Here is a 24,441-nt window from a genome sequence, read left to right on the forward strand (position 1 = left end):
GCCTATAAGATGGCCTGGTAACGTGCCGCGGCTTGGTGGCACCAACAATCGAGAAGCGACAGTGAGGACGTAAACACCGTGGCGAAGATGCTGTTTCGGCTTGGGCGCTGGTCATTTCTGCATAAGTGGAAGGTGATCGTGGCGTGGCTGTTGCTGCTCGGCGCCACGGCGGCGGGGGCGTTTTCGCTGATGAAGCCGTTTACGTCGGAGTTTCCGATCTCGGGGACGCCCGGCATCGAAGCACTCGAGGACATGGAGCGGCACTTCCCGGGTGAAGGGAACGTGGCGACGGCGCCCGGGGTGAATTTGGTGTTTGCGGCGCCGGAGGGGCGTCGATTAGATGAGCCGGAGTTCATGGCGGGGATGGACGCGACGGTCGGCTACATCGAGGAGCACCTGGAGGGGCTGACGGGGACGGACAGGTTTGGCAACCCGGTGAATGTGAACCGGGAGCTGGGGGAGATGATCGTCGGGCAGATGACGCAGATGGGCCTGCCTGAGGAGCAGGCGAAGCAGGACGCGTACTACCTGCGGATGGTGTCGGACGATGGCCGGATTGGGTACACCACGTTCGAGTTTGGCGCGGAGTCTTCGATGTCGGTGTCGGAGGAAGAGCGCGCCGTGGTGAATGAGGCGCTGGAGATCGGCCGGGAGGCTGGCCTGCAGGTTGAGGCCGGTGGTGCCGGGTTCGGGGATCCGATCCAGATTAAGACGACGTCGGAAATGGTGGGGCTCGCGGTGGCGTTTGTGGTGCTGATTGTGACGTTTGGGTCCTTGGTGGCGTCGACAATGCCGATTGTGAGCGCTGTTGTGGGGGTGGGCATTGGTGTGCTGGCGGTGCTGATCACGACGCATTGGGTGGAGCTCAACGAGGTCACGCCGGTGCTGGCGGTGATGATCGGCCTGGCTGTCGGTATTGACTACGCGCTGTTCATCCTGTCGCGGTACAGGCAGGAGCGGCAGACGCTGGACGCGCCGGAGGCGGCGGGCCTGGCGGTGGGCACGGCCGGTTCTTCGGTGGTGTTCGCGGGGACGACGGTGTTCACGGCGCTGGTGGCGCTGTCCCTGGCCGGGATTGAGTTTTTGACGTGGATGGGCTTGGCGGCTGCGCTGACGGTGCTCATCGCGGTGCTGGTGGCGTTGACGCTGCTCCCGGCGCTGTTGGGCGTGTGGGGTGAGCGTTCCTTTGGTGGGAAGTTGCCGTGGTTCGCGGGCAACCCTGGCCCGGGTAAGCGGCCTGGCCGCGACTTGTCGGCGAAGTCGGTGGGCCGGTCCTGGGTGAACGTGGTGCGCAGGTTCCCGGTGCTGGTGATGACGGTGGTCGTGCTGGGGCTGGGTGCGCTGGCGTCACCCTTGCTGCAGCTGGAGATGGCGTTGCCGTCGGATACGACGTCGAACTTGGACACGACGCAGCGCAAGTCGGCGGACCTGATGGCGGAGGGCTTCGGCCCGGGGGTCAACGCGCCGTTCCTCCTGGTTGTCGACGCCACCTCCGTCAACCCGGACGCGGAGATGCTGCAGCCGTACATGGCGATGATGCCGGACGAGGCTGGCGGGCGCGCGCAGAAGGCGGCGCTGGCGTCGTTTATGTATGCGGTGCAGGAGGCCAACAGCGTCAACGGGATCGAGCACGCGCAGCTGGTAGGCGCGAACGAGGACCTGACGGCGGCCCGGATCCTGGCCACCCCGAAGGGCGGTCCGGAGGAGGAGTACACGCTGGAGGTGGCGCATGCGCTGCGCGCGAACAATGTCCAGGTGGAGGATGCGACGGGGACGTCGATAGGCCTGACGGGCCTTACCGCTGTGCAGATGGACATCACGGAGGAGCTTGAGGCGGCGATGCCGCTCTACCTCGCGATCGTGGTTGGGCTGGCGATCATCCTGCTGATCCTGGTGTTCCGCTCCATCCTGGTGCCGGTGGTGGCGGGCCTTGGCTTCCTGCTGTCGGTCGGTGCGGCGTTCGGTATGACGGTGGGCCTGTTCCAGCTCGGCTGGGGTGGACTTGTGAACACCCCCGGCCCAATCCTGTCGTTTATGCCGATCTTCCTGATCGGCGTCACGTTTGGCCTGGCCATGGACTACCAGGTCTTCCTGGTCACCCGCATCCGCGAGCGCTACCTGAAGCTGCGCCGCGCCGGCGACCCGGAGGCGGAAATCAAGGCGGTGCGCGAGTCCACCGTCGAGGGCTTCGTGCAGGGCGCGCGCGTGGTCACGGCCGCAGCAGTCATCATGATTGCGGTGTTCGTGGCGTTCATCGACCAGCCGTTGCCATTCATCCAAATCTTTGGCTTTACGCTCGGCGCCGCCGTATTTTTCGACGCCTTCTTCGTCCGCATGGCGCTCGTCCCCGCTACGATGTTCATCCTGGGCCGTTCCACCTGGTGGATGCCGAAGTGGCTGGACAAGGTGCTGCCGGAAGTTGACGTGGAGGGCACCGAACTCGAAGCCGAATTCCACCCCGAATCACTGGAGCACGCATGACCGACGACCTTTCCTTCGACCTGAACACCACCCTGTATGACGCGCCGGGTAAGCATGGGCGCACGGGTGTGATCCATACGCCGCACGGCCCGATCCAGACCCCCGCGTTCATCCCGGTGGCCACGAAGGCCACGGTGAAGACGCTCACCCCGGAGCAGATCCACCAGACCGGTGCGCAGGCGATCCTGTCCAACGCCTACCACCTGTACCTTCAGCCGGGTCCCGACATCGTCGATGAGGCCGGGGGCGTCGCCGCCTTCGAGAATTGGGACGGCCCGACCTACACGGACTCGGGTGGCTTCCAGGTGATGAGCCTGGGCGTCGGCTTCAAGAAGGTCTTGGCCATGGACACCGCCGGGCTCACCGACAAAGACATCCGGGCCGAGAAGCGTAAGCGCATGGCGATGGTCGACGAAGACGGCGTCGACTTCAAGTCTGTCATCGACGGTTCCAAGCACCGCTTCACCCCCGAGGTGAGCATGCAGATCCAACACCAGCTCGGCGCCGACATCATGTTCGCCTTCGACGAGCTCACCACCCTCGTGGATACCCGCGACTACCAGGAGCGTTCCGTGGAGCGCACCCACCGCTGGGCGAAGCGCTGCCTCGACGAGCACCACCGCCTCACCGAGGCGCGCACGCACCGCCCGAAGCAGTCACTGTGGGGCGTGGTGCAGGGCGCCCAGTACGAAGATTTACGACGCCACGCCACCCGCGGACTGCTCGACCTCGACCGGGAGGCGCGCGAGGCCGGCCGACGCGGCTTCGGCGGGTTCGGCATCGGCGGCGCCCTTGAGAAGGAAAACCTCGGCACCATCGTCGGCTGGGTCACTGACGAGCTGCCCGTGGACAAGCCGCGCCACCTGCTGGGCATCTCCGAGCCGGACGACATCTTCACCGCCGTCGAAGCCGGCGCCGACACGTTCGACTGCGTCGCGCCGACGCGGCTTGGTCGCCGCGGTGGCGTCTATACGCTGGACGGACGCATGAACCTGATGAACGCCCGGTTCAAGCGGGACTTCTCCGGCGTCGACGAGGAGTTCGGCGGCTACGTCTCCGAGAACTACTCGCGCGCCTACATCCACCACCTGCTCAAGGCCAAGGAGTTCTTGGCGGGGACGCTGTGCACCATGCACAACCTGGAGTTCATGATCCGCCTGGTGGACAACATCCGCCACGCCATCGATGCCGGGGAGTACGAGGCGTTCCGCGACGAGTTTATGGGCAGGTACTACGCGGGGAAGTAGGTGTTTCTGGGGGCTAGAGGCTCTTATAGGCGTTAAGCTAGAGCGCATTTCGGGGGACAAGGGGGTATATTGTCTGATCAACTTTGGCGTGTCGAGGTTTTCGATGGTGGAAACTTTCATCGTTTTTACAAACGCCTGGATGAAGTGGAACGAGCAGTCACGGACGCAGCAGTCCAGTATGTCTTAGCGCCGCTGGGGATTCGCATCTGTGAAAGCGAATGGGGCAAAAGCCTTGGTAGGGGGCTGTTTGAACTTCGAATAAGAAGAAGCATCGACACAATTCTTCGCGAGCATGGGCCCTCGGGAGCAGCTGATCGGGTGCCAAAACGTTGGTGGAAGAAACGCGTATTGATCCGTGTCTACTGCACTTTTCACGGCGATAAGATCGTTCTGTTGCTGGGTGGGTACAACAAACTGCGTGCGCCAAGTAGCAAGCAAGAACAGAAGGAGATTCGAGCTGCAAGGGCTGCGTTGGAGCAGTGGAAGCGTGACCAACCCTCTTGATCTTATGTGCTGTAACACATAAGATCAGGGGTATTGAATCAGCAGATGAAAGGTGTGGGAATGGGGACTACAGCATTTGAAGAATTCGTAAAACCGTATCGGGAAGCAGCTTCACCAGCTGCTGAGATCGTGCGAGATGCTGCTGCTCGTGCGTTTGCTTCCGAGATTGCAGACCGAAGGGCAGTGGGTGCTGCCCTGATGGCAGCGAGGAAAGAACGTGACGCAACGCAGCAAGAGGTTGCAGATTCCGCTGGGATCCAGCAAGCCGAGTTGAGCCGCATTGAAAACGGGCTTGGTAACCCGACTGTTGACACTTTGCTCAAAGTGCTTGCGGCCCTTGATCTCAGATTGGTGTTCGAGCCAGCTCCTAGCGCTGGCTCTGGGCGTTAGCTTCGCAGCTCCGCATGCAGTTCCTGCTCGCGGCGGCGTACCCACGCGATGGTCGGGTACGTGATCGGGAGTAGGACGACTTCGAGCAGGGTCTTCCATAGGAAGCCCACGACGACGTAGTTGATGAACTGACCCGGCGTTTCGATGCCGATGACCGCCGCTGCGATGGCGCAGAACAGGAGGGTATCGGCGAACTCGCCGACGATGGTGGAGCCGATGAGGCGTGCCCACAGGCGGTCGTGTCCGAACCGGTCTTTCATTTTCTGCAACACCCACGCGTTGAGCAGCTGGCCTGCGATGTAGCCGGCCAGGGACGCCATGACGATGCGCGGCATGAGGCCGAGGATCGTCGAGAAGGGTTCTTGCATGTCGTAGAAGTCGGCGCCGGGGAGCCAGATGGCGATGTAGAAGGACACGACGGCCAGGATGGCGATGCCGAATCCGGTGAAGATCGCCCGGCGGGCGGCTTTGAATCCGTAGACTTCGGCGAGCACGTCGCCGAGGACGTATGCAAGTGGGAAGAGGAAAAAGGCGCCGTCGGTGATGAATGGTCCGAGGGCGACTCCCTTCTGTGCTGTGATGTTGGAAATGAGGAAGACGGCGCAGAACACAGATACCAGTACAGGGTAAAGCGATCGCGCAAAAGTTTCTTGGTTTGTCACGGCTACATATCCTATACACATGAATGCTGGACGGTATGCACCTTCTCCGAGTGGGGATCTCCATTTTGGCAATCTGCGGACGGCGCTGCTGGCCTGGCTGTTTGCGCGACAGAGTGGGCGGCGTTTTTGGTTGCGGGTGGAGGATGTTGATTCGGAGCGTTCGTCGGAGGCGGCGGGGCGTCGTCAAATAGAGGACTTGTTGGCGTTGGGTCTTGATTTTGATCCGCCGGTGGTGTGGCAGTCGCAGCGTTCGGCGTTGTATGAGGCGGCGTTGTCGCAGCTCCCGGTGTATGAGTGTTATTGCACGCGCCGCGAGATTCGGGAGGCGGCGAGTGCGCCGCATGCGCAGCCTGGGATGTACCCGGGCACGTGCAGGGATTTGGATGAGGAGCACCGAGCTTTTCGACGCCACCAGCTTTCGCAGCAGGGCCGTATGCCTGCCCTTCGCCTGCGTGCCGATGTGCGGGAGTGGACGGTTCGTGACTTCTTTGCCGGCGAGGTGACCGGGCCTGTCGATGATGTGGTGGTGCGCCGCGGTGGCAACCATGCGCAGGCGCAGGCGGGGGACTGGGCGTATAACTTGGCGGTGGTCGTCGACGACGTGGACCAGGGGGTTGACCAGGTGGTTCGTGGGGATGATTTGTTGATGTCGGCGCCCGCGCAGGCGTACATGACGCACTTGTTGGGCGGGCAGGAACCCGAGTATGTGCACGTGCCGCTGGTGCTCAACGCGGAGGGCAAGCGGCTGGCGAAGCGCGACGGGGCGGTGACGTTTGCGGAGATGTCGCAGCGCGTTGGGGCGGACGGGGTAGTGCGGGCGCTGGCGGAATCGGTCGGGTGCGCGGGTGCCGGGACTGTGCAGGAGATCCTCGCGCGCTTTGATCCTGAGAAGCTTTCCGGGGATCCATTCGTCTGGACAAATACACCCGCGCGGGGGTAATCGCAGGTCGAATTACATGCATGTTGGAGAACGACTTCGGCGACAACTGTGCAGGTCCTAGCGTTCGCTGAAAATAAACTGTCAAAAGTACTTGAAACTTCTTAAAAACCGTTCATGATGAATGGATAACTACAGATAACACACAGTTGCCTTTGAGGGGAGTTCAAGAACATGCGAAATCCGAGAATGTCAGCCACTGTGGTGGCGCTGGCGCTGGGGGCGTCGGCGCTCGTAGTGCCACAGGTGGACGCGCAGAGCGCCGAGGAGAACCGATGCCACGACGTGCTGAGTGCGAACACCTTGTTCCCGCACCAGCACATTGGCGGCGTGAGTACTCCGAGCGAGGGCTCGTTTGAACCGGGCACCCGCGCCGTTGTCAACGAGCAGGGACAGGTCGAGGTGTACTACTGGGTCAGCCTCCACGGCGATGGCGAGCACGCCGTGGACTCGATGATTTCCGAGCTGCGCATGAACCAGACCCGCATCTCCGATTTTGAGGAGACCTTCACCCTTTCAGCGGTACAGGCGGGGGAGACTATCCCGGGAGCGGTGCGTTCCGGCGAGGATAGCACCACCAATATGGACCTGAAGGTCACCGGCACCGCGCACGTTGAGCCGGTCGAGCTGCACCTTTCGGAAGGCTCCCCGGTGGTGTCCGCGAAGGTCACCCTCGAGGACGTGAAGGACATCAAAGAAGGCGAGACACGCACGTTCGCGTGGGTCGCCCGAAGCGTAGGCAACGGCTACGAGAACTTCCCGAACCGCCTGGGCTTCGAAGCCCGCAACATCGCCGAGGTTGACCTGCTGCCGGTCCCGGCAGAGAACGCGCAGTGCTTCCCGCTGCAGGCGGCTCAGGACGAGGTGCCGGTTGTCACCGCGAACGGCAAGGAGTTTGCGACGAACATCCAGGTCACCAACGGTGCTGGGGAAGATTACGCTCGCGTGATTGCTGTCGTGACGCGAAACGGTAAGGCTGTCGAGGGCGCGAATGCGCGCGTCGATAGGGATGGCCGCGTGCATGTCACCCTGCCTGTCGGCGGGACCGGCGAAATCGACAATGACAAGCCTGAAGCGCTCCAGGTTGAGGTGTACGCCACCCCGCGCGACGGCTCCGACCAGCTCAACCTGCAGAAGTACAAGGACAACGCCAAGATCGGCGAAACGTTCCAGCTGAAGACCCAGCAGTGGGCCCCAAGCTACGGCAACGAGAAGACCTCCCCGGGCAAGACGGCAACCGTCGCGCTGAAGCCGGGCAGCCCGAAGTACCCTGACGGCACCACCTTCGAGGTCATCGGCGCTACCCCAAGCAGTGAGGCCCGCCCATGGGACGTCACCCTGGAAGAGGGCAGCAACGCGCTCAAGGTCACCGCGCCGATCAGCGCGCGCCTGGAAGACACCGTGACCGTGCAGGTCAAGGCCACCTACCCAGACGGATCCCACGACGTGCTGGAGTCCGTGGTCGGCGTTGACACGACCCTGGCGCAGGAGCACACCCCTGGCTACGACGTGGTGATTACCCGCCCATCCGTCACAGTGACGCTGCCGCAGGTCCGTGACCAGGAGCTGCCGGCCGACACGACCTTCAAGATCGCCCCTGACCAGCAGCTCGGTGATTGGACGGTGGGCGTCGATAAGCGCACCGGCGAGATCACCGCAACGCCGCCGGCGAACGCCCGCGACGGCGAAACGAAGACCATCAACGTCGAGGTGACCTTCCCAGACGGCTCCACCAAGGTCGTACCGGGCACCGTCATCGTCAGCGCGCCGCCGCAGGCACAGAACCCAGACGCGTACTACCTGGCGGACACCACCCGCCCAGGTGTCGAGGTCACCGTGGGCGCCCCAGAGTTCAGCGCTGATGCGCCGAAGGGCACCACGTTCACCATCCACGACGCCTACGAGGCACCGAAGGGCTGGAAGGTCAACGTCGGTGAGGACGGCTCCGTCACCGCGACCCCGCCGGCCGATGCCAAGCCAGGCGACCGCATTGTCGTGCCTGTCCAGATCACCTACCCGGATGGTTCCTCGATCACCCGCCCAGCAGTCGTCGTAGTTGTTGACGACGCCCCCAAGGGCACCAACGACGTCCAGTTCCCACCGAAGCCGACCAAGCCGGGCACCGTCGTAGTTGTCACCCCGAAGGGTGGCACCGAGGGCTCCACCTACGTTGTCGAGCAGAAGGACATCCCCGAAGGCTGGACCATCAACATCGACGAAAACACCGGTGTCGCGCACGTCACCCCGCCTGCCGACGCCAAGCCAGGCGACTTCGGCGTGATTAACGTACAGGTCACCGACCCGAACGGCAACAGCATCACGCGCCCAATCGTCGTGACCGTCATCGATGACCCGGCCGCACCCGTCGACCCGAACCCGGCCACCCCGTCCGCCCCGACCAGAACTACGCCCCGAAGCAGACCAAGCCGAACCAGACCGTGACCGTCAACCCGACGCCACGCGCGCCGGGCGGCACCACCTTCGTCATCTCGCCTGAATACAAGGCGCCGAAGGGCTGGAAGGTCACCGTCGGTGAGGACGGCAGCGTCACCGCCACCCCACCTGCCGACGCCAAGTCCGGCGACTACACCGTCGTCCCAGTCGACATCACCTACCCAGGCGGCCAGAAGGTAACGCGCCCAGCAACCATCCTGGTTGTTGACGACGCCGACACCCCCGAAGGCCAGCCACCAGTCGACTACAACCCTGGCCGTACCAAGGGCGGCGTCACCGTTGTCGTGCCGCCAAGCACGCAGCCTGACGGCGCGACCTTCAAGATCGTCGACGGCTGGAAGGCGCCGGAAGGCTGGAGCGTCACCATCAACGACGGCGGCTCCGTCTCCGTCACGCCACCTGCCGACGCCAAGCCAGGCGAGCAGGTCGTCGTCCCAGTAGAGGTCACCTACCCGGACGGCAAGACCGTCACCCGCCCGGCCGTCGTTACCGTCACTGGTGATAGCCCGTCAACCTCCGCAGGTAACACCCCTCCGACCATTGAGGTCAAACCAGGCACATCGCACGTTGAGGTCCACGTGCCAGGTGCCAACATCGGCGACCTCAAACTCCCCGACGGCTGGACCGCTCAGCGCGAGGGCGACAAGGTCATCATCGTCCCGCCAGCTGAGCGAACCCCGGACCCCAAGGGCTTCGACATCACGATCCCAGGCCGCGAGGGCGACGTCACCGTCCACGTCGTTGTCCAGGGCGAACAAGACCAGCCGAAGACCCCAGGCAAGAGCTCGACCGATGACCTGCAGCGCTGCTTCGCCGACATGTCCTCCCACGGCGGGCCACTCCTGTGGCTCATCCCGCTCGGGTTGGCAGTCGCCGTCGGCGCGCCACTCATCGCCGCAATGGGCCCAGAGATCAGCGCCTCCGCACGCCGTGTCTCCGAGCAGATGAACATCCCGAACCCGTTCGGCAACTTCGGCGACAACCGACCTGACTTCCTGAAGCAGCTCGACGTTGAAGCCGCCCGCCTGAACGCCAAGTTCGGCCCGCAGGCCACCGAAGCCCTCGGCGCCATCGCAGCGGTCACGCTCGGCATTGGTGCCCTGGCCGGCCTGCTCTCCCTGTGTGCCCCAGGCGAGAACGGCGCAGCCAACAAGATCCAGCAGAGCTCCAACGAGGGCTCCTCGCTCGGCGACTTCCTCGGCCGGAAGCCATCGACCAAGGCAACTGCTACCACCACGGCGGCAGCTCCCACGACCTCGGCTGAGCCGACCACCCCTAAGGAGAAGTAGCTCCTCTGTATAAAACCCCGCGACCTGCGAGTTGGGTCGCGGGGTTTTGCGCATGCTGGACCCGCGCACCAAATTCCCTCATACGGTCGGCGCGACCTGGGGAAATGCTTTGGCGACTTTTCAAACGCTTTATGTCAAGTGGTTGTGAACATGGTTGGGTGTTAGATCGTGATGGGTTGTGGGGGCGGGGCGGTTTGGGTAGTGGTGCGGATGATGCTGACTTCTGCCGGAATGCCTGTGCCAGCTGCGGTGTTCGGAAGTTGAGTGATGATGCCTTCGCGTAGCGCGTTTCGCATCCCCTCCTCGCGTTGGTGTTGCAGTTTGTCCCAGGTGCCGTCGAGGATTGCTTGTGGTGGGTAGTAGTTGATTCCACTGTGGGGAGTGGCGTTATAGACCGGCACCCATTCGTTGAGCCAGTTTTTGGCGTGGCCGAGTGTGGCAAACGTTTTCGGGTAGTAGGTCCTGCCTTTCATGGTGTGGAATACCGACTCGGTATGCGGATTGTCGTTGCTGGTGTGAGGCCGGTTAAATGAGCGGGCCACACCGTGTTTGGCGAAGAGTTTGCCGAGGCGTTTGCTTGTCATCGCACTGCCGTTATCAGAGTGCACGGTTTTCACGTGGGGAAAACGAGTCAGGATGTCGTCAAACATTGCTGCTGCTACGTGGCTGTTTTCGCGTTCTGCTACGACGCAGCCAACGATTGCGCGGGAGTACAGGTCAATGACCGTGTGGCATGCAAAGTTTTGTCCGACGTATTGTCCAGGCAAGAAGGTAATGTCCCAGCACAGTACCTGGCCAGGTGCTGTGGCGCGTACATGTGGCGGGGAGGCGTTTCGTTTGCGTTGAGCTTGCTTGGCTTTGGTGTTGTGTCGTTGGTAGAGCAATCGTCCATGTTTTTTGGCAACTCGGTAGAAACTGCGCAGGCTTGCCAGGTAAATCCCGTTGTTTAACGCGGCGTAAAATACCTGGTCCACCCCGGAATGTGGATTGGCGTCTAACAATTCCAAGATGCGCTCGACAGTGGTATCGGACAGTCGGTTGATCCGTCGTTTGTCGTAGGCAATTGGATCGGCAACACGTGGGCGTGGCTTCGTTTGATAGAACACGCGGCTGCGTGAGACTCCGATGATGCGCATTGCGTGAGTTTTCGAATAGCCACAGTCAACTAACTGGTCAATCAGTGTTTCTTCTGCGTGTTGTCCTTGGTCGTAGAGGCGTTGTTGGTCTTGAGTGAGGACTCTTCCGCCACGTTTGAGTCCACGCCATGTTGCCCTGGCATGGTCGCTAAAGCTTTTCCCAACACATCAGTGGCTAATTCAGCCCGCTCTGCTCTTTCTGTTGCCTTATCCAGGGCACGCTGCATAGCTTCCTCCCGACGCTTCGCATCGAGTTCGAGCTTGCGCTTTTGCTGCATCAACGCGGAGACTTCCTTGCGTAACTGCTGGATTTCAACGCACTCATCCATCGTCAACGTTCCAATCCTCCTTGGTGTAGTACGCGTGGTGAGATCACCATCGGCAACCATTGCTGTCCAGCGTCGCACGGTGTGGTCAGCAAGTCCATGTTCAATCAACCACGCTTCTTTCTGGCCATACGGCACCAGCTGATATTCAATGACCATCTCACGGATGTAGTCAGGTGAATACCTTCCCCGATATGCTTCATCAACGCTGCGTTTGGCTCGTTGAATACCATCTAAACCATCAGTGGTGGACTTTGATAACTGTAATGCGCGGGCCCAGCGCTTGATATCGCAAGACTGGATTGCCTGTCGGGTGCACCATGGGCCTTTCGTGCCGTACGGCAACCGGTTATAAATCGTGATCATTTGTCGCTGCTGTGCTGGATGAAACCACCTGCCAGAGCCAGTAGTGCGGTACGGGGAGAACACGACTGCTACTGCTTGAAGTGAGGCCAACGTGTCTTCATCGAGTACTTGCCCCGCTGCCAGCACACGCGGTGGCATTGCTAGGATCTCTTTGACTTCCTCGCGTGATGTTTTAGTCTTGCCCCCGTGGGTCCTTACCGGGGTTGCAACGGTCGGTGGTGACGTCAACGCTGACGGCACCAACTCAGGCAACTGTGGGTCGGTCATGAACAAAACCTCCTATGGATTGACGTTCACAACCATCCTGACACTAAGGGAAAATGCCGGATTTTGGTGCGCAACTACCCTCCTCGCGCACTACATTCCTGGGTTTCGCGGGACGGATTGGAAAAGTCAAGGTCACTGGCAGCCAGTGGGGGAATTTGGTGTCTCCGTGCGTGGTGTGAGTGCCAGAGGACGCAGTTCTTGTTGGGGGAGGGGGTAAAAGCCCAGGTCGTGAAAAGTGGGTTGCGTCCTTTGGCACTCGGGCGATGGGTAGTGCACCAGATTCCCGGCTTAAGGGACATTTTGTGTGTATAAATCTATCCGGTTTCCCGTGATGACCTCGGCCAACAGTCCGATATGGTTTCCAAAACAGTTCCATTCGCCCGTTTCGAGAAATCAACACCGAATACCACCACACCTGTGGTATAGGCTCCGACCGTGGTGCGGTAAGGCCAATTGCTATGGCAATCACAAACCGGCCGTCTTGCCCACTATGCGGCCACACACTGATAAAAAACGGAACCACAACCGCAGGCACACAACGCTGGCGCTGCCCGAACTGCAACGCATCCACAATCAACCCCCGCGCCCGCACCAACGATGTACGCCACTTCAAAATCTTTCTCGACTGGATCCTTTCCGGGGAACCCGCAGACCGCGTCGCTCAACGACACAAGGTGACCAGACGCACCTTAACCAGATGGTTTCAACTGCTGTGGTTTATCACCGTGCCCAACATGACAGACCCATATCGCGTCTACGACCAAGTCTTTATCGACGGCACCTACTTCCACAAGAAATGCCTGCTCGTTGCATGTACGGACACACACGTCATTGCCTGGCACTGGTGTTTGCGGGAAAGCTCATCGGAGTACCTCAAACTCCTCGACAAGATCGCCCCACCGCTAATCATCACCACTGACGGCTCAGGAGGAGCCTTAAAAGCAATCCGGAGTAAATGGCCCCACGTAGCCATCCAGCGCTGCCTAGTCCACGTACAACGCAACACGTTTAGCGATATCAGTAAAAACCCGATCCACCCAGCACATAAAGCAATCCGCAAGCTTGGCTACATGCTCGTCAACGTTGCTGATACCGACGATGCCGCACGGTTTATCGCAGCCGTACACACCACCCGCATCACCTTTGACGACTGGCTCAAACAACGCACCTATCGCCGTGATATCCCCCAAGGTCAAGTACCAACATGGGTCAACGACACCCAACAATGGTGGTACACCCACCGCAATGCACGCCGTGCACTACGCAGGTTTGAAAAGCTCATCCAAGACGACCAACTCTTTGTCTTCCTCGCCCCACCAGAGGGCGTGACACAAGATGTAAAAGCCACCACGAACCTGTTAGAAGGCGGGATAAACAAGCAGCTCAAAGACAAAGCTGGCCAGCACCGTGGCATGTTCGATGAACATCAACGCATCACCATGGACTGGTGGCTATACATGCACACGCAAGACCCGGTACCGCCTCTTGAGCTTGCCCGGCACCAAGACTTCGGACGCGTCGGCGAGAAGGCCGCACGAGCTGCGTGGGCCAGAGAAGAATTACAACGCCGCGGTCACCTGGATGGGCGGCCGAAAGAATTCGATACCGGCATTGATGGTCAGTGGAACCCCAGCTTAGGCGTGAGAAAAGGGTGGGCTGGACGCAGCTAAACACACACAAAATGTCCCTTATCGCGACACGCCGTAAAAACACACAAAATGTCCCTTAAGCCTCGATACCGGCATTGATCATCAGTGGAACCCCAGCTTAGGCGTGAGAAAAGGGTGGGCTGGACGCAGCTAAACACACACAAAATGTCCCTTATCGCGACACGCCGTAAAAACACACAAAATGTCCCTTAAGCCAGATTCCCTCACGAAGCGAGCGCGACCTGGGGAAATGCTCGGGCACCACTCCGAAAAACAGGGAATGTGGTGCACAGCAAGCCCAATGCAAATACAAAAACAGCGCACCCGGCGAAAACTTCAACCGGATGCGCTGTCAAAAAGCGCGGAGGATGTGGGATTTGAACCCACGAGGGTCGTGAAACCCGCACGCGTTCCAGGCGTGTGACATAGGCCGCTAGTCGAATCCTCCTAGTTGCGACACATCATGCGTCGAGGGACTACTTTAACCCATCCCCCCAGGTTCCGACAAAACGCCTGCGCAGTCAATGTTTTGCAACGCCTAAAGCTTCAGGCTAGAGTGTTCTGCAGGATCTCACGCGGTGCTCATCTCGTGAACTCCCCCAGGGCGGGAACGCAGCAAGGGTAAGCGGGCGCTGGCAGGTGCGTGAGGTCCCCTTTTTTATGGGGTAAAACTGGGGAAAAACCGTCGCGCGGGGTGGGGTGTCGCTAGTACGATGATGGGTCGTTAGTAGATACGCCGACGTACTCGAATAGGACACCAAGACATTGAACACCCCGTTGAAAGAACTAGATGCTGAGCAGCTTGCAAGCCTGGCTGCTGAGTTGCGTGAGCAGTACAAGCAGCTGGAGGAGACCAACATGGCGTTGGATCTCACGAGGGGGAAGCCCTCGGCGCGCCAGTTGGACTTGGCGGACGATCTGTTGGCACTGCCGGGTGTGGGGAATCACCGTGATGCGTCGGGTGTGGACGTGCGTAATTACGGCGGCCTGACGGGCATTTTGCAGTTGCGTGAGTTGTGGGCCGAGGCGCTCGGTATTGACCCGAAGCTGTTGGTGGCGGGAGACTCGTCGTCGCTAAATATTATGTTTGACCTGGTGTCCTGGGCGTACACGTTTGGGACGAATGATTCGCCGCGGCCGTGGGCGGATGAGCAGCGCGAGCACGCGATTAAGTGGCTGTGCCCAGTGCCCGGCTATGACCGCCACTTCACGATTACGGAGCGCTTCGGCTTCGAAATGATCACTGTCCCGCTGCTTGAGGACGGTCCCGACATGGACGTCGTGGAGGAACTGGTGAAGGACCCTGCCGTGAAGGGCATGTGGTGCGTGCCGGTGTTTTCTAACCCGACGGGCGCGGTGTACTCGCAGGCGACTATCGAGCGCCTGGCGGCGATGGAGACGGCCGCGCCGGACTTCCGCATTGTGTGGGACAACGCGTACGCGGTACACACGCTGACGGATACCTTCCCGGTGAACGCGGACGTGCTTGCGCTGTCGGCGAAGGCGGGTAACCCGAACCGGTTCTGGTACATGTCGTCGACGTCGAAAATTACGCACGCGGGCTCGGGCGTGGCGTTCTTTGCCTCCTCGCAGGAGAACTTGGAGTGGTATGAGTCGATCGCGAATGTGCGAGGCATCGGTCCGAACAAGGTGAACCAGTTGGCGCACGCGATGTACTTCAAGGACGCGAATGGTGTGCGTGAGGTGATGCGGAAGCATGCTGAGTCGCTGGCGCCGAAGTTTGAGGCTGTGCTTGAGGTGCTGGAGAACCGGCTCGGGGGCACGGGCGTGGCGACCTGGTCGGAGCCGAGGGGCGGCTACTTCATCTCCCTGGACGTGATGGACGGGACCGCGACTCGCGTGTGGGAGTTGGCGAAGCAGGCCGGCATCAGCCTGACGAAGGCGGGCTCGGCGTTCCCGAAGGGGGAGGACCCGAACGACCGCAATATTCGCCTAGCGCCGTCGATGCCGCCACTGGAGGATGTCACGCGGGCGATGGACGGCGTGGCCACGTGCGTGTTGCTCGCGGCGGTGGAGAATCTCGGGGCATGACGGGCGACGACCTCGCCGCCTGGCTGGCCTCGGTGTTTCCGGGGATGCAGCTTTCGCTTGTCGACGCCCGCGCCGTCGCCACCGCTGAACTGGACGGTTCGAACGTGGCGGTCACCGCCGGGTTCAGCGGCACCGATTTGGGCCTGGTGCTGGCTGACGATGACGCCACCAAAGTGGTGTGTGAGGTGATGGCGGTGGGGGACGTCGAGAAGCAGGTGCTTGCCGAGACCGTCGTGGACGCGACCCGCGAGCTTGAGCGCCTTGGAGTGCCGGGGCAGCCTGGCGTGCTGCTCGAGGGGCTGCTGGTGGACGCGCCGGGCACCGTGCGGCATGGGCTGCTGCGGGAGCCGGAGGTGTTCGCGCAAGGCACCCCGATGGTGCGAGAGCCGGGCCGGATTACGCTGCTTCTGGAGCTGATTGCGCTGACGGATGAGGAGTTCGGGATCGCCTCCGAGCAGGGCTATCCGGTGCTGGAGCGGCGTCTGCGCAGGCGTGGCGTGGATGTGAAAGATTGGCGCCGGGAAGAGGGCTGATCGTCTACACTTGGCGCCGTGGCTCTGTACCGGAAATATCGTCCTGCAACGTTTGGTGAGCTGGTTGGGCAAGACCAGGTGACTGTGCCGTTATCGAACGCTCTCGACAACGGGCGCATCAGCCATGCGTACCTGTTTTCTGGGCCGCGGGGGTGCGGCAAGACGTCCTCTGCGCGCATTCTGGCGCGCTCGTTGAACTGCGTTGAGGGGCCGACATCCACTCCGTGTGGCAAGTGCGCGTCCTGCGTGTCGCTGGCGCCTGGTGGCACCGGGAACCTGGACGTGATGGAGCTCGACGCTGCCTCCCACGGCGGTGTCGACGATATGCGTGAGCTGCGCGAACGCGCCATGTTCGCGCCTGCGGAGTCCCGCTACCGCGTCTTCATCATCGACGAGGCGCACATGATTTCACCCTCCGGCAACAACGCCCTGCTCAAGATTGTGGAGGAGCCGCCAGAGCACCTCATCTTCATCTTTGCGACGACCGAGCCGGAGAAGATCCTCGGCACGATCCGCTCGCGTACCCACAACTACCCGTTCCGCCTGCTCACGCCGCAGGCGATGCGCCACCTGTTGGAAAACATCGTTGCGGAGGAGGGTGCGTACGTCGACGAGAACGTGTACCCGCTGGTCATCCGCGCTGGCGGCGGTTCGCCGCGCGACACGCTGTCGGTGTTGGATCAGCTGTTGGCGGGCGCCGGCCCGGACGGCCTGACCTACGAGATGGCGCTGCCGCTGCTCGGGGTCACGGACCTCACGCTTCTCGACGCCGCCATCGACGCCCTCGCCACCAAGGACGCCGCGGCGATGTTCCACACCATCGACAAGGTGATCGAGTCCGGCCACGAGCCGCGCCGTTTCGCCCTCGACCTGCTGGACCGGCTGCGTGACCTGCTGCTCATCGTCACCGTGCCGGATGCCTTCGGCGAAGGGCTTGTCGACGCCCCCGTCGACCGCGCCGAAATACTCCGCGCCGAAGCGCAACAGTTCCATCCGTCGACGCTGGCCGCGCTCGCGACCGAGGTGAACGACCGGATCGGTGACCTCCGCGGCGCGACGTCCCCGCGCCTGTTGTTGGAAGTGATGATGGCGCACCTGCTCACGATGGGCGACCGCCCGCCGGTCTCCTCGGCTACCGCAGCTGCACCGGCGCCTGCTGCCCCTGTGCAGGCGGCCCAGCCTGCCCAGTCGGCCCCGTCGCAGGCTCCTTCGCAGGGTGGGGGAGCCGCGGCCGCTGCGGCTGCTGCGGCCAGGATCGCGGAGCGCCGAAAGGCGCAGAGCGCGCCAAAGTCTGAGCCCAAGCCCGAGCCTGCAGCGAAGCCTGAGCCCAAGCCAGTGCCGCAGCCACCCGCGGAACCCGCAACGCCGCCGAAGCCGGAACCAACCCCGGCACCGAAGCCAGAGCCAGCACCTGCGGAAGACCTCCTCGAACGCGTGCAGCGTGACTGGATGAAGCTGCGCCAAGCTGTGGGCAAGCGCAACCAGGTCGCCGAAATCATGCTTGCCGAAGCCAAACCGCTCTCCCTCGACAACGAAGACGGCCAGCCCACACTGCTCATCGGACACAACACGGGTGCCCTCGCGGAGCGCCTCAACGCCGACAACAACAACGCGGACATCGTCGCGGTGTTCTCCGAAGCGCTTGGCACCAAGGTTGCCGTGCGTTGCGTGGTGGGCACGAAAGGGGCGAAGGGGGCGTCGAAAAGTGAAGCAACCCCAAAACCCACAGCACAGCAGCCCACTGACTGGCGGGCGATAGCGAAGGCCGCCGGGCAGCGCAGCGCGCAACAGGAGCGCCGCGAGCGCGAGGAAGTCCCACCGCCGCCCGAACCATTCCACGAAGACGCCGGATGGGAGCCGCCTCCGCCGCCGCCCGAGCCCTACAGCCAAGAGGATGAAGAGCGCGACATGGTCGACCAGGCCGAGGCCGAGTCGGCGACCTTCGACCGTCGTGACGCCACCGAAGTTGCCATGGACCTGCTTGCCAGCGAACTTGGAGCTAAGCCCTTGTAAGCATTCAGGAATCACCGGGTACACTGGTGAGCAAATTAGACAAAATCACTGACACGAAAGGGTGTTACACACCATGACCCAGCCAAATATGCCTCAGGACATGCAGGAACTCATCCGCCAGGCAGCCGAGGTGCAGCAGGCGCTGCAGCAGGCACAGCAGGAGCTGCTCAGCACCACCGTCACCGGCACCGCTGGCGGCGGCCTGGTCACCGTCGTCATGACCGGTGGCGCAGAGATCACCGACCTGCAGATCAAGCCGGAGGCTGTTGACGCCGACGACGTCGAGACGCTGCAGGACCTCATCCTCGCCGCATACCGCGACGCCCACAACAAGGCCGGCGAGCTGGCACAGGAGAAGATCGGCCCACTGACCGGCGGCGCAATGCCACAGGAGGCTCCTGGTGGTCAGCAGCCTGCACCTGGTGAGATTCCGTTCGGCGGCATCATCTAAACCCACCCGCTTGAACGCCTGGCACTTCGCCAGGCGTTTTGTGTTGTAAAGGACCCCCATGTTCGAAGGACCGCTCCAAGACCTTATCGACGAGCTCTCGCGCCTCCCCGGCGTCGGACCCAAGTCTGCGCAACGGATCGCCTTCCACCTCCTCCAAACCGAGCCCGAAGATATCGACCGACTCCGCGCCGCCCTCGCCGGCGTCCGCGACGGCGTGACGTTCTGCCGCATCTGCAACAACGTCTCCCGCGAAGCGGTCTGCCGCATCTGCGCCGACTCCGGCCGCAAAAAAGACCTCATCTGCGTCGTCGAAGACGCCAAAGATATCCAGGTCATCGAGCGGACCGGTGAGTTCAACGGCCGCTACCACGTGCTCGGTGGGGCACTGGACCCACTTGCGAACGTGGGCCCCAAGGACCTCGCCGTCACGCCCCTGCTGAAGCGCATCGGCGGCGTCCTTCCCGACCTCGACGGCGACGACGCCCCCCAAATCACCGAAGTCATCCTCGCCACCGACCCCGACACCGAAGGCGAAGCCACCGCCTCCTACCTGGCCCGCCTGCTCAAGGACTTCCCAGATCTGACCGTCTCCCGCCTGGCCTCCGGCATGCCGCTCGGCGGCGACCTCGAGTTCGTCGACGAGCTCACCCTCTCCCGCGCGCTCTCCGGGCGGCTCACGTTGTAGGAGGTGCTGTGCACCAAATTCCCTCACTGACCCTAGGTGGCAGGCTGGTTGTGGGCCAGAACCCGAAGGAGGTCCGCACCCATGTCCCCACACGATATTCCCCCGCTGATCCCCAAGCCACCAGAGAAGGATTGGGCCGATTACAACACCAACCCCGACCCCGGCAGGACTCGTAAACGTCGGCGTGCAAGCATGCTTTCTGCACGCGATGTGCTGGCGTTGCCGACTGTCACCCTTGCACCCGGTGCCACGCTTTCCGATAGTGAGTTGGTCATGCCGGATGCTGCGGCAGTCGTGTTTATCCCCAACACTGAATGCTCATGTACGGTAAAGAAGCAAGCAACCGAAAACAATAGATAGACCGCCAGCACTACACTATTCCGAACCAAAGACCAAAAGATAAGCATTTTGAGAAAATCTAAACTTTTGGATTTTCCTACAATGCCGACTACGGCGGAATCCCTCCCACTCCTTATATATTTCTTTCTGTATACATTGAATTTGTATTTAGTAAAATGCAGACAACACCACGGATCGGCTTTTGGCTGGACAATTCCAACCAAACACCGCAGCAGACAGTAGAAACCATTCTGAACGTTAGGAAGCCGGTATGATTGTTACATATAAGGGGAAGAAAAATTTCTTTTAGATACTTGTTTTCCTAAAACTGATGTGATATAATAATTCAATTCCAGAAAAGGAGTAAAAAATATGCGGCAAGGTATTCTTAAATAAAACTATAATCAAATAGTGGGAACAAAGGATTATGATAGTCCCTTTTGTAGGGGCTTAGTTTTTTGTACCCAATTTAAGAATACTTTTGCCTTATCAATTTTGACATATCCCCAAAAACAGCACTCACAAACAGGTGTATGCTGTATATGTGTATGTCCGCAAATTATCATCCCCAGTGGTAAAAGTATTTTACTGCTGGGGATTTTTATGCCCTTCGGGGCAGTAAAGGGAGGACAATCACATGAAAATAATCAATATTGGAATTCTTGCCCATGTAGACGCTGGAAAGACGACCTTGACGGAGAGCCTGCTATATGCCAGCGGAGCCATTTCAGAACCGGGGAGCGTCGAAAAAGGGACAACGAGGACGGACACCATGTTTTTGGAGCGGCAGCGTGGGATTACCATTCAAGCGGCAGTCACTTCCTTCCAGTGGCACAGATGTAAAGTCAACATTGTGGATACGCCCGGCCACATGGATTTTTTGGCGGAGGTGTACCGCTCTTTGGCTGTTTTAGATGGGGCCATCTTGGTGATCTCCGCTAAAGATGGCGTGCAGGCCCAGACCCGTATTCTGTTCCATGCCCTGCGGAAAATGAACATTCCCACCGTTATCTTTATCAACAAGATCGACCAGGCTGGCGTTGATTTGCAGAGCGTGGTTCAGTCTGTTCGGGATAAGCTCTCCGCCGATATTATCATCAAGCAGACGGTGTCGCTGTCCCCGGAAATAGTCCTGGAGGAAAATACCGACATAGAAGCATGGGATGCGGTCATCGAAAATAACGATAAATTATTGGAAAAGTATATCGCAGGAGAACCAATCAGCCGGGAAAAACTTGTGCGGGAGGAACAGCGGCGGGTTCAAGACGCCTCCCTGTTCCCGGTCTATTATGGCAGCGCCAAAAAGGGCCTTGGCATTCAACCGTTGATGGATGCGGTGACAGGGCTGTTCCAACCGATTGGGGAACAGGGGAGCGCCGCCCTATGCGGCAGCGTTTTCAAGGTGGAGTATACAGATTGCGGCCAGCGGCGTGTCTATCTACGGCTATACAGCGGAACGCTGCGCCTGCGGGATACGGTGGCCCTGGCCGGGAGAGAAAAGCTGAAAATCACAGAGATGCGTATTCCATCCAAAAGGGGAAATTGTTCGGACAGACACCGCTTATCCGGGTGAAATTGTTATCCTTCCCAGCGACAGCGTGAGGTTAAACGATGTATTAGGGGACCCAACCCGGCTCCCTCGTAAAAGGTGGCGTGAGGACCCCCTCCCCATGCTGCGGACGTCGATTGCGCCGAAAACGGCAGCGCAAAGAGAACGGCTGCTGGACGCTCTTACGCAACTTGCGGATACTGACCCGCTTTTGCGCTGCGAGGTGGATTCCATCACCCATGAGATCATTCTTTCTTTTTTGGGCCGGGTGCAGTTGGAGGTTGTTTCCGCTTTGCTGTCGGAAAAATACAAGCTTGAAACAGTGGTAAAGGAACCCACCGTCATTTATATGGAGCGGCCGCTCAAAGCAGCCAGCCACACCATCCATATCGAGGTGCCGCCCAACCCGTTTTGGGCATCCATCGGACTGTCTGTTACACCACTCCCGCTTGGCTCCGGTGTACAATACGAGAGCCGGGTTTCGCTGGGATACTTGAACCAGAGTTTTCAAAACGCTGTCAGGGATGGTATCCGTTACGGGCTGGAGCAGGGCTTGTTCGGCTGGAACGTAACGGACTGTAAGATTTGCTTTGAATACGGGCTTTATTACAGTCCGGTCAGCACGCCGGCGGACTTCCGCTCATTGGCCCCGATTGTATTGGAACAGGCATTGAAGGAATCAGGGACGCAACTGCTGGAACCTTATCTCTCCTTCACCCTCTATGTGTCCCGGGAATATCTTTCCAGGGCTTATCATGATGCACCGAAATACTGTGCCACCATCGAAACGGTCCAGGTAAAAAAGGATGAAGTTGTCTTTACTGGCGAGATTCCCGCCCGCTGTATACAGGCATACCGTACTGATCTGGCCTTTTACACCAACGGGCAGAGCGTATGCCTTACAGAACTGAAAGGGTATCAGGCCGCTGTCGGCAAGCCAGTCATCCAGCCCCGCCGTCCAAACAGCCGCCTGGACAAGGTGCGCTATATGTTTCAGAAGATAATGTAACGTCTTGCGCAATGCAAGCGTTCATTGCTGGCTATTGCGAAATATCATTGATAACCCTAGGTGGCAGGCTGGTTGTGGGCCAGAACCTGAAGGAGGTCCGCACCCATGTCCCCGCACGATATTCCCCCGCTGATCCCCAAGCCACCGGAGAAGGATTGGGCAGATTACAACACCGACCCCGACCCCGGCAGAACTCGTAAACGTCGGCGTGCAAGCCTGCCATCTGCACGCGATGTGCTGGCGTTGCCGACTGTCACCCTTGCACCCGGTGCCACGCTTTCCGATAGTGAGTTGGTCATGCCGGATGCTGTGGCAGTCGTGTTTATCCCCAACACTGAAGATCGCGGGATTGTCACCTATAGCGATACTCAGAAACAGCAGATGGTCAGGATCTATCACCAACTACCGTACGGGACGAAGCAGGTTTGGCTGGCCCGTCACGACATGGACGCATCACGAGTGATTCGGTGGATGAAGCGGTTTGATCTTGGCACGTTTACCCAGCAACAACGCGCCGCAGTCTATACCGGGGCAACTACCCCTGTACCGGTGGTGTTAGACGCTGAAGCAATCATCTCACTTGTCCACCAGTATGTGGCTGCCCCGCATGGGACAAAACAAGCCTTGCTGGATAAACACGGTATCTTGCAGTCAGCGATGCATGGCTGGATCGAGAAAGTCGCAAACGGCACGATTGCCCACTACACGCACACAAGAAAGGCAGAACCCTTGAACACCCCCAAGACCACCAACAACGACATGGTCACCATTACCCGCAAGGAATACAACGCACTACAACGAGAAAACGCCAAGCTGCGCAAAGAAAACAAGCTGTGGAAGGACACCAGTGATGTACTGGGAAAAGCTATAGCGTCTCTGCCAAAGAAGCATGGCGGGGACTCAAACGCGGCGGGAAAATCCTCACAGGCGAACAAACACAACGCTATGAGGCAGGCCTACAACAAGAAAACGAGCTAATCGAAGCACTCGTTGGTATCGGGCACTCAATGAGGAAAGCCTGCAATGTGTTAGGCGTGGCGCGCTCTAGACGGTATTACCAGGACAATCCCCGCCCGAAGAAGCAAGATCCGATCCCGCATCACAAACGCAACATCAAACGCTTAACCGATGCGCAAGTCAACGACATTTTGGCCTTGTTGGATGCCAATCCGTATTCGAGTGTGGATGATGTCTTCTACCACGCATTGAACAATGGGTGCTATATCGCCAGCTTGCGTAGCTTCTACCGGGTCGCCAAAGCACACGGCAAACTCTTATCACAACGCCACGGCACACGCAGAACACGCCCACGGCGTGCACGCGGCAACAACCAGCCCCCACATGTTGAAGCACACCGGCCAGGTCAAGTGCTGTGCTGGGATATCACCTACCTTCCAGGCAAGTACACAAACCAGTACTACGCCTGCCATACCGCAATCGATCTGTATTCCCGTGCTGTTGTCGGCGCAGTCGTTGCCCACCACGAAGATTCCCGCGTGGCACGACATATGTTTGAAGAAATCTTTGCCGCACACCCTGATGTCGACACGGTGCACTCCGATAACGGGGCAGCGATGACCAGTCGCAGCCTTGGCAGACTTTTTGATGCCCACCAGGTCAAACGCTCCTTCAGCAGGCAGTCGATTAGCAACGATAATCCGCATATGGAGTCGTTGTTTCACACCATGAAAGGTATGGCCTACTACCCGAGGGCTTTTGCCAGCATCAAGCACGCGGCGGCCTGGGTTGATGAGTTTACAACGTTGTATAACCACCGGCCCCACAGTGGGATTAATGGCTACACACCGCAAAGCGTGCTAGACGGCACGTGGCAACAGATGGAGGCTAACCGGCGAAGTGCCGTCGAGCAAGCCCTTGCTGATGGGGTAATTACCGCGCGACCGAAAACACCGATTGGGTTGCCTGAGAAAGTCACGATTATCCGCACAACAACTAAGACAGCGCCGATGCCGCGTGCATTGATGATGCATTGTTAACCATGATTCCGGACCACAACCACTTGACACAGAGCGTTCGAGCAGGCGCTGAGGCGTTTCCCCAGGTCGCGAAAATCCAATGAGGGAATTTGGTGTCACCCCAAC

At 60.0% G+C, this 24,441-nt stretch carries 19 protein-coding genes, 1 tRNA gene, 1 other RNA gene and 1 pseudogene; 18 read left to right on the top strand and 4 right to left on the bottom strand.

From position 1 onward, the window contains the following. Nucleotides 1-78: 78 nt before the first annotated feature. The 4 genes from BQ4436_RS00465 to BQ4436_RS11390 all read left to right on the top strand — a co-directional run bounded on the left by BQ4436_RS00465 (nucleotide 79) and on the right by BQ4436_RS11390 (nucleotide 4,622). The gene (locus BQ4436_RS00465; RefSeq protein ID WP_070975139.1) at nucleotides 79-2,481 is read left to right on the top strand and encodes an MMPL family transporter; all 2,403 of its coding nucleotides are present in this window, start codon (nucleotides 79-81) and stop codon (nucleotides 2,479-2,481) included. Further along, complete coding sequence (tgt, locus tag BQ4436_RS00470; protein ID WP_070477262.1) at nucleotides 2,478-3,728, top strand: tRNA guanosine(34) transglycosylase Tgt; 1,251 nt, start codon at nucleotides 2,478-2,480, stop codon at nucleotides 3,726-3,728. The genes BQ4436_RS00465 and tgt overlap by 4 nt, the downstream gene beginning before the upstream one ends. A gap of 69 nt (nucleotides 3,729-3,797) precedes the next feature. Next, nucleotides 3,798-4,232: a type II toxin-antitoxin system RelE/ParE family toxin gene (locus BQ4436_RS11805; RefSeq protein ID WP_141742150.1), complete on the top strand. Its 435-nt coding sequence runs from the start codon at nucleotides 3,798-3,800 to the stop codon at nucleotides 4,230-4,232. Between the two features lie 60 nt (nucleotides 4,233-4,292). Continuing rightward, on the top strand, nucleotides 4,293-4,622 hold the full coding sequence (locus BQ4436_RS11390; RefSeq protein WP_168161602.1) for a helix-turn-helix domain-containing protein: 330 nt from the start codon (nucleotides 4,293-4,295) through the stop codon (nucleotides 4,620-4,622). On the opposite strand, the gene BQ4436_RS00480 is transcribed toward BQ4436_RS11390, so the two are convergent. Further along, complete coding sequence (locus BQ4436_RS00480; RefSeq protein ID WP_070477264.1) at nucleotides 4,619-5,305, bottom strand: queuosine precursor transporter; 687 nt, start codon at nucleotides 5,303-5,305, stop codon at nucleotides 4,619-4,621. The two genes, BQ4436_RS11390 and BQ4436_RS00480, sit on opposite strands and share 4 nt — an antisense overlap. Here BQ4436_RS00480 and gluQRS point away from each other — a divergent pair. From gluQRS to BQ4436_RS00495, 3 genes are all read left to right on the top strand, one after another. After that, on the top strand, nucleotides 5,304-6,224 hold the full coding sequence (gene gluQRS, locus BQ4436_RS00485) for a tRNA glutamyl-Q(34) synthetase GluQRS (RefSeq protein ID WP_070975140.1): 921 nt from the start codon (nucleotides 5,304-5,306) through the stop codon (nucleotides 6,222-6,224). The genes BQ4436_RS00480 and gluQRS overlap by 2 nt on opposite strands. A 171-nt stretch (nucleotides 6,225-6,395) precedes the next feature. Beyond that, nucleotides 6,396-8,663, top strand: a complete 2,268-nt coding sequence (locus BQ4436_RS00490; protein WP_143000738.1) for a YPDG domain-containing protein — start codon at nucleotides 6,396-6,398, stop codon at nucleotides 8,661-8,663. After that, nucleotides 8,660-9,964 (top strand): YPDG domain-containing protein, encoded by a 1,305-nt coding sequence (locus BQ4436_RS00495; RefSeq protein WP_070975142.1) that lies wholly within the window; start codon nucleotides 8,660-8,662, stop codon nucleotides 9,962-9,964. The genes BQ4436_RS00490 and BQ4436_RS00495 overlap by 4 nt, the downstream gene beginning before the upstream one ends. 161 nt (nucleotides 9,965-10,125) lie before the next feature. On the opposite strand, the gene BQ4436_RS00500 is transcribed toward BQ4436_RS00495, so the two are convergent. Continuing rightward, nucleotides 10,126-11,100, bottom strand: a complete 975-nt coding sequence (locus tag BQ4436_RS00500) for an IS3 family transposase (protein ID WP_070975143.1) — start codon at nucleotides 11,098-11,100, stop codon at nucleotides 10,126-10,128. A 41-nt stretch (nucleotides 11,101-11,141) separates the two neighbouring features. After that, nucleotides 11,142-12,059 carry a hypothetical protein gene (locus BQ4436_RS11810; protein ID WP_143000740.1) on the bottom strand — a complete coding sequence of 306 codons (918 nt, stop codon included), beginning with the start codon at nucleotides 12,057-12,059 and terminating at the stop codon, nucleotides 11,142-11,144. 458 nt (nucleotides 12,060-12,517) lie between these two features. On the opposite strand from BQ4436_RS11810, the gene BQ4436_RS00510 reads away from it, so the two are divergent. Further along, on the top strand, nucleotides 12,518-13,729 hold the full coding sequence (locus tag BQ4436_RS00510; protein ID WP_083329360.1) for an IS1249 family transposase: 1,212 nt from the start codon (nucleotides 12,518-12,520) through the stop codon (nucleotides 13,727-13,729). Between the two features lie 341 nt (nucleotides 13,730-14,070). On the opposite strand, the gene BQ4436_RS00515 is transcribed toward BQ4436_RS00510, so the two are convergent. Further along, nucleotides 14,071-14,156 (bottom strand) — tRNA-Ser (locus tag BQ4436_RS00515). A 114-nt stretch (nucleotides 14,157-14,270) separates the two neighbouring features. Between BQ4436_RS00515 and ffs the strand changes: the two genes are divergently transcribed. From ffs to BQ4436_RS11400, 10 genes and pseudogenes are all read left to right on the top strand, one after another. After that, nucleotides 14,271-14,369, top strand: an RNA gene (ffs, locus tag BQ4436_RS00520) — signal recognition particle sRNA small type. A gap of 104 nt (nucleotides 14,370-14,473) precedes the next feature. Further along, a complete protein-coding gene (locus tag BQ4436_RS00525; RefSeq protein ID WP_255366071.1) occupies nucleotides 14,474-15,760 on the top strand; it encodes an aspartate aminotransferase type Ic in 1,287 nt (428 codons plus the stop codon). Next, entirely contained in the window at nucleotides 15,721-16,293 is a 573-nt protein-coding gene (locus BQ4436_RS00530; protein ID WP_143000741.1) for a hypothetical protein, read from the top strand. The genes BQ4436_RS00525 and BQ4436_RS00530 overlap by 40 nt, the downstream gene beginning before the upstream one ends. Before the next feature lie 18 nt (nucleotides 16,294-16,311). Then, the gene (locus BQ4436_RS00535) at nucleotides 16,312-18,306 is read left to right on the top strand and encodes a DNA polymerase III subunit gamma and tau (RefSeq protein ID WP_070975147.1); all 1,995 of its coding nucleotides are present in this window, start codon (nucleotides 16,312-16,314) and stop codon (nucleotides 18,304-18,306) included. A 73-nt stretch (nucleotides 18,307-18,379) separates the two neighbouring features. Next, entirely contained in the window at nucleotides 18,380-18,757 is a 378-nt protein-coding gene (locus tag BQ4436_RS00540) for a YbaB/EbfC family nucleoid-associated protein (protein WP_070363280.1), read from the top strand. 58 nt (nucleotides 18,758-18,815) lie between these two features. Continuing rightward, nucleotides 18,816-19,442 carry a recombination mediator RecR gene (gene recR, locus BQ4436_RS00545; protein WP_070363279.1) on the top strand — a complete coding sequence of 209 codons (627 nt, stop codon included), beginning with the start codon at nucleotides 18,816-18,818 and terminating at the stop codon, nucleotides 19,440-19,442. A gap of 81 nt (nucleotides 19,443-19,523) precedes the next feature. Further along, nucleotides 19,524-19,802 (top strand): hypothetical protein, encoded by a 279-nt coding sequence (locus BQ4436_RS00550; RefSeq protein WP_005391230.1) that lies wholly within the window; start codon nucleotides 19,524-19,526, stop codon nucleotides 19,800-19,802. A gap of 616 nt (nucleotides 19,803-20,418) precedes the next feature. Beyond that, a pseudogene (tet(W), locus tag BQ4436_RS12345) lies at nucleotides 20,419-22,339 on the top strand (tetracycline resistance ribosomal protection protein Tet(W)). Nucleotides 22,340-22,444: 105 nt separating this feature from the next. After that, nucleotides 22,445-23,317, top strand: a complete 873-nt coding sequence (locus BQ4436_RS12350) for a hypothetical protein (protein ID WP_255366072.1) — start codon at nucleotides 22,445-22,447, stop codon at nucleotides 23,315-23,317. A 29-nt stretch (nucleotides 23,318-23,346) separates the two neighbouring features. Next, nucleotides 23,347-24,336, top strand: a complete 990-nt coding sequence (locus tag BQ4436_RS11400; RefSeq protein WP_083329361.1) for a DDE-type integrase/transposase/recombinase — start codon at nucleotides 23,347-23,349, stop codon at nucleotides 24,334-24,336. Nucleotides 24,337-24,441: the final 105 nt, after the last annotated feature.

It is taken from the genome of Corynebacterium sp. MC3 (assembly GCF_900099485.1).
In the GTDB taxonomy this organism is placed as follows: Bacteria; Actinomycetota; Actinomycetes; order Mycobacteriales; family Mycobacteriaceae; genus Corynebacterium; species Corynebacterium pseudogenitalium.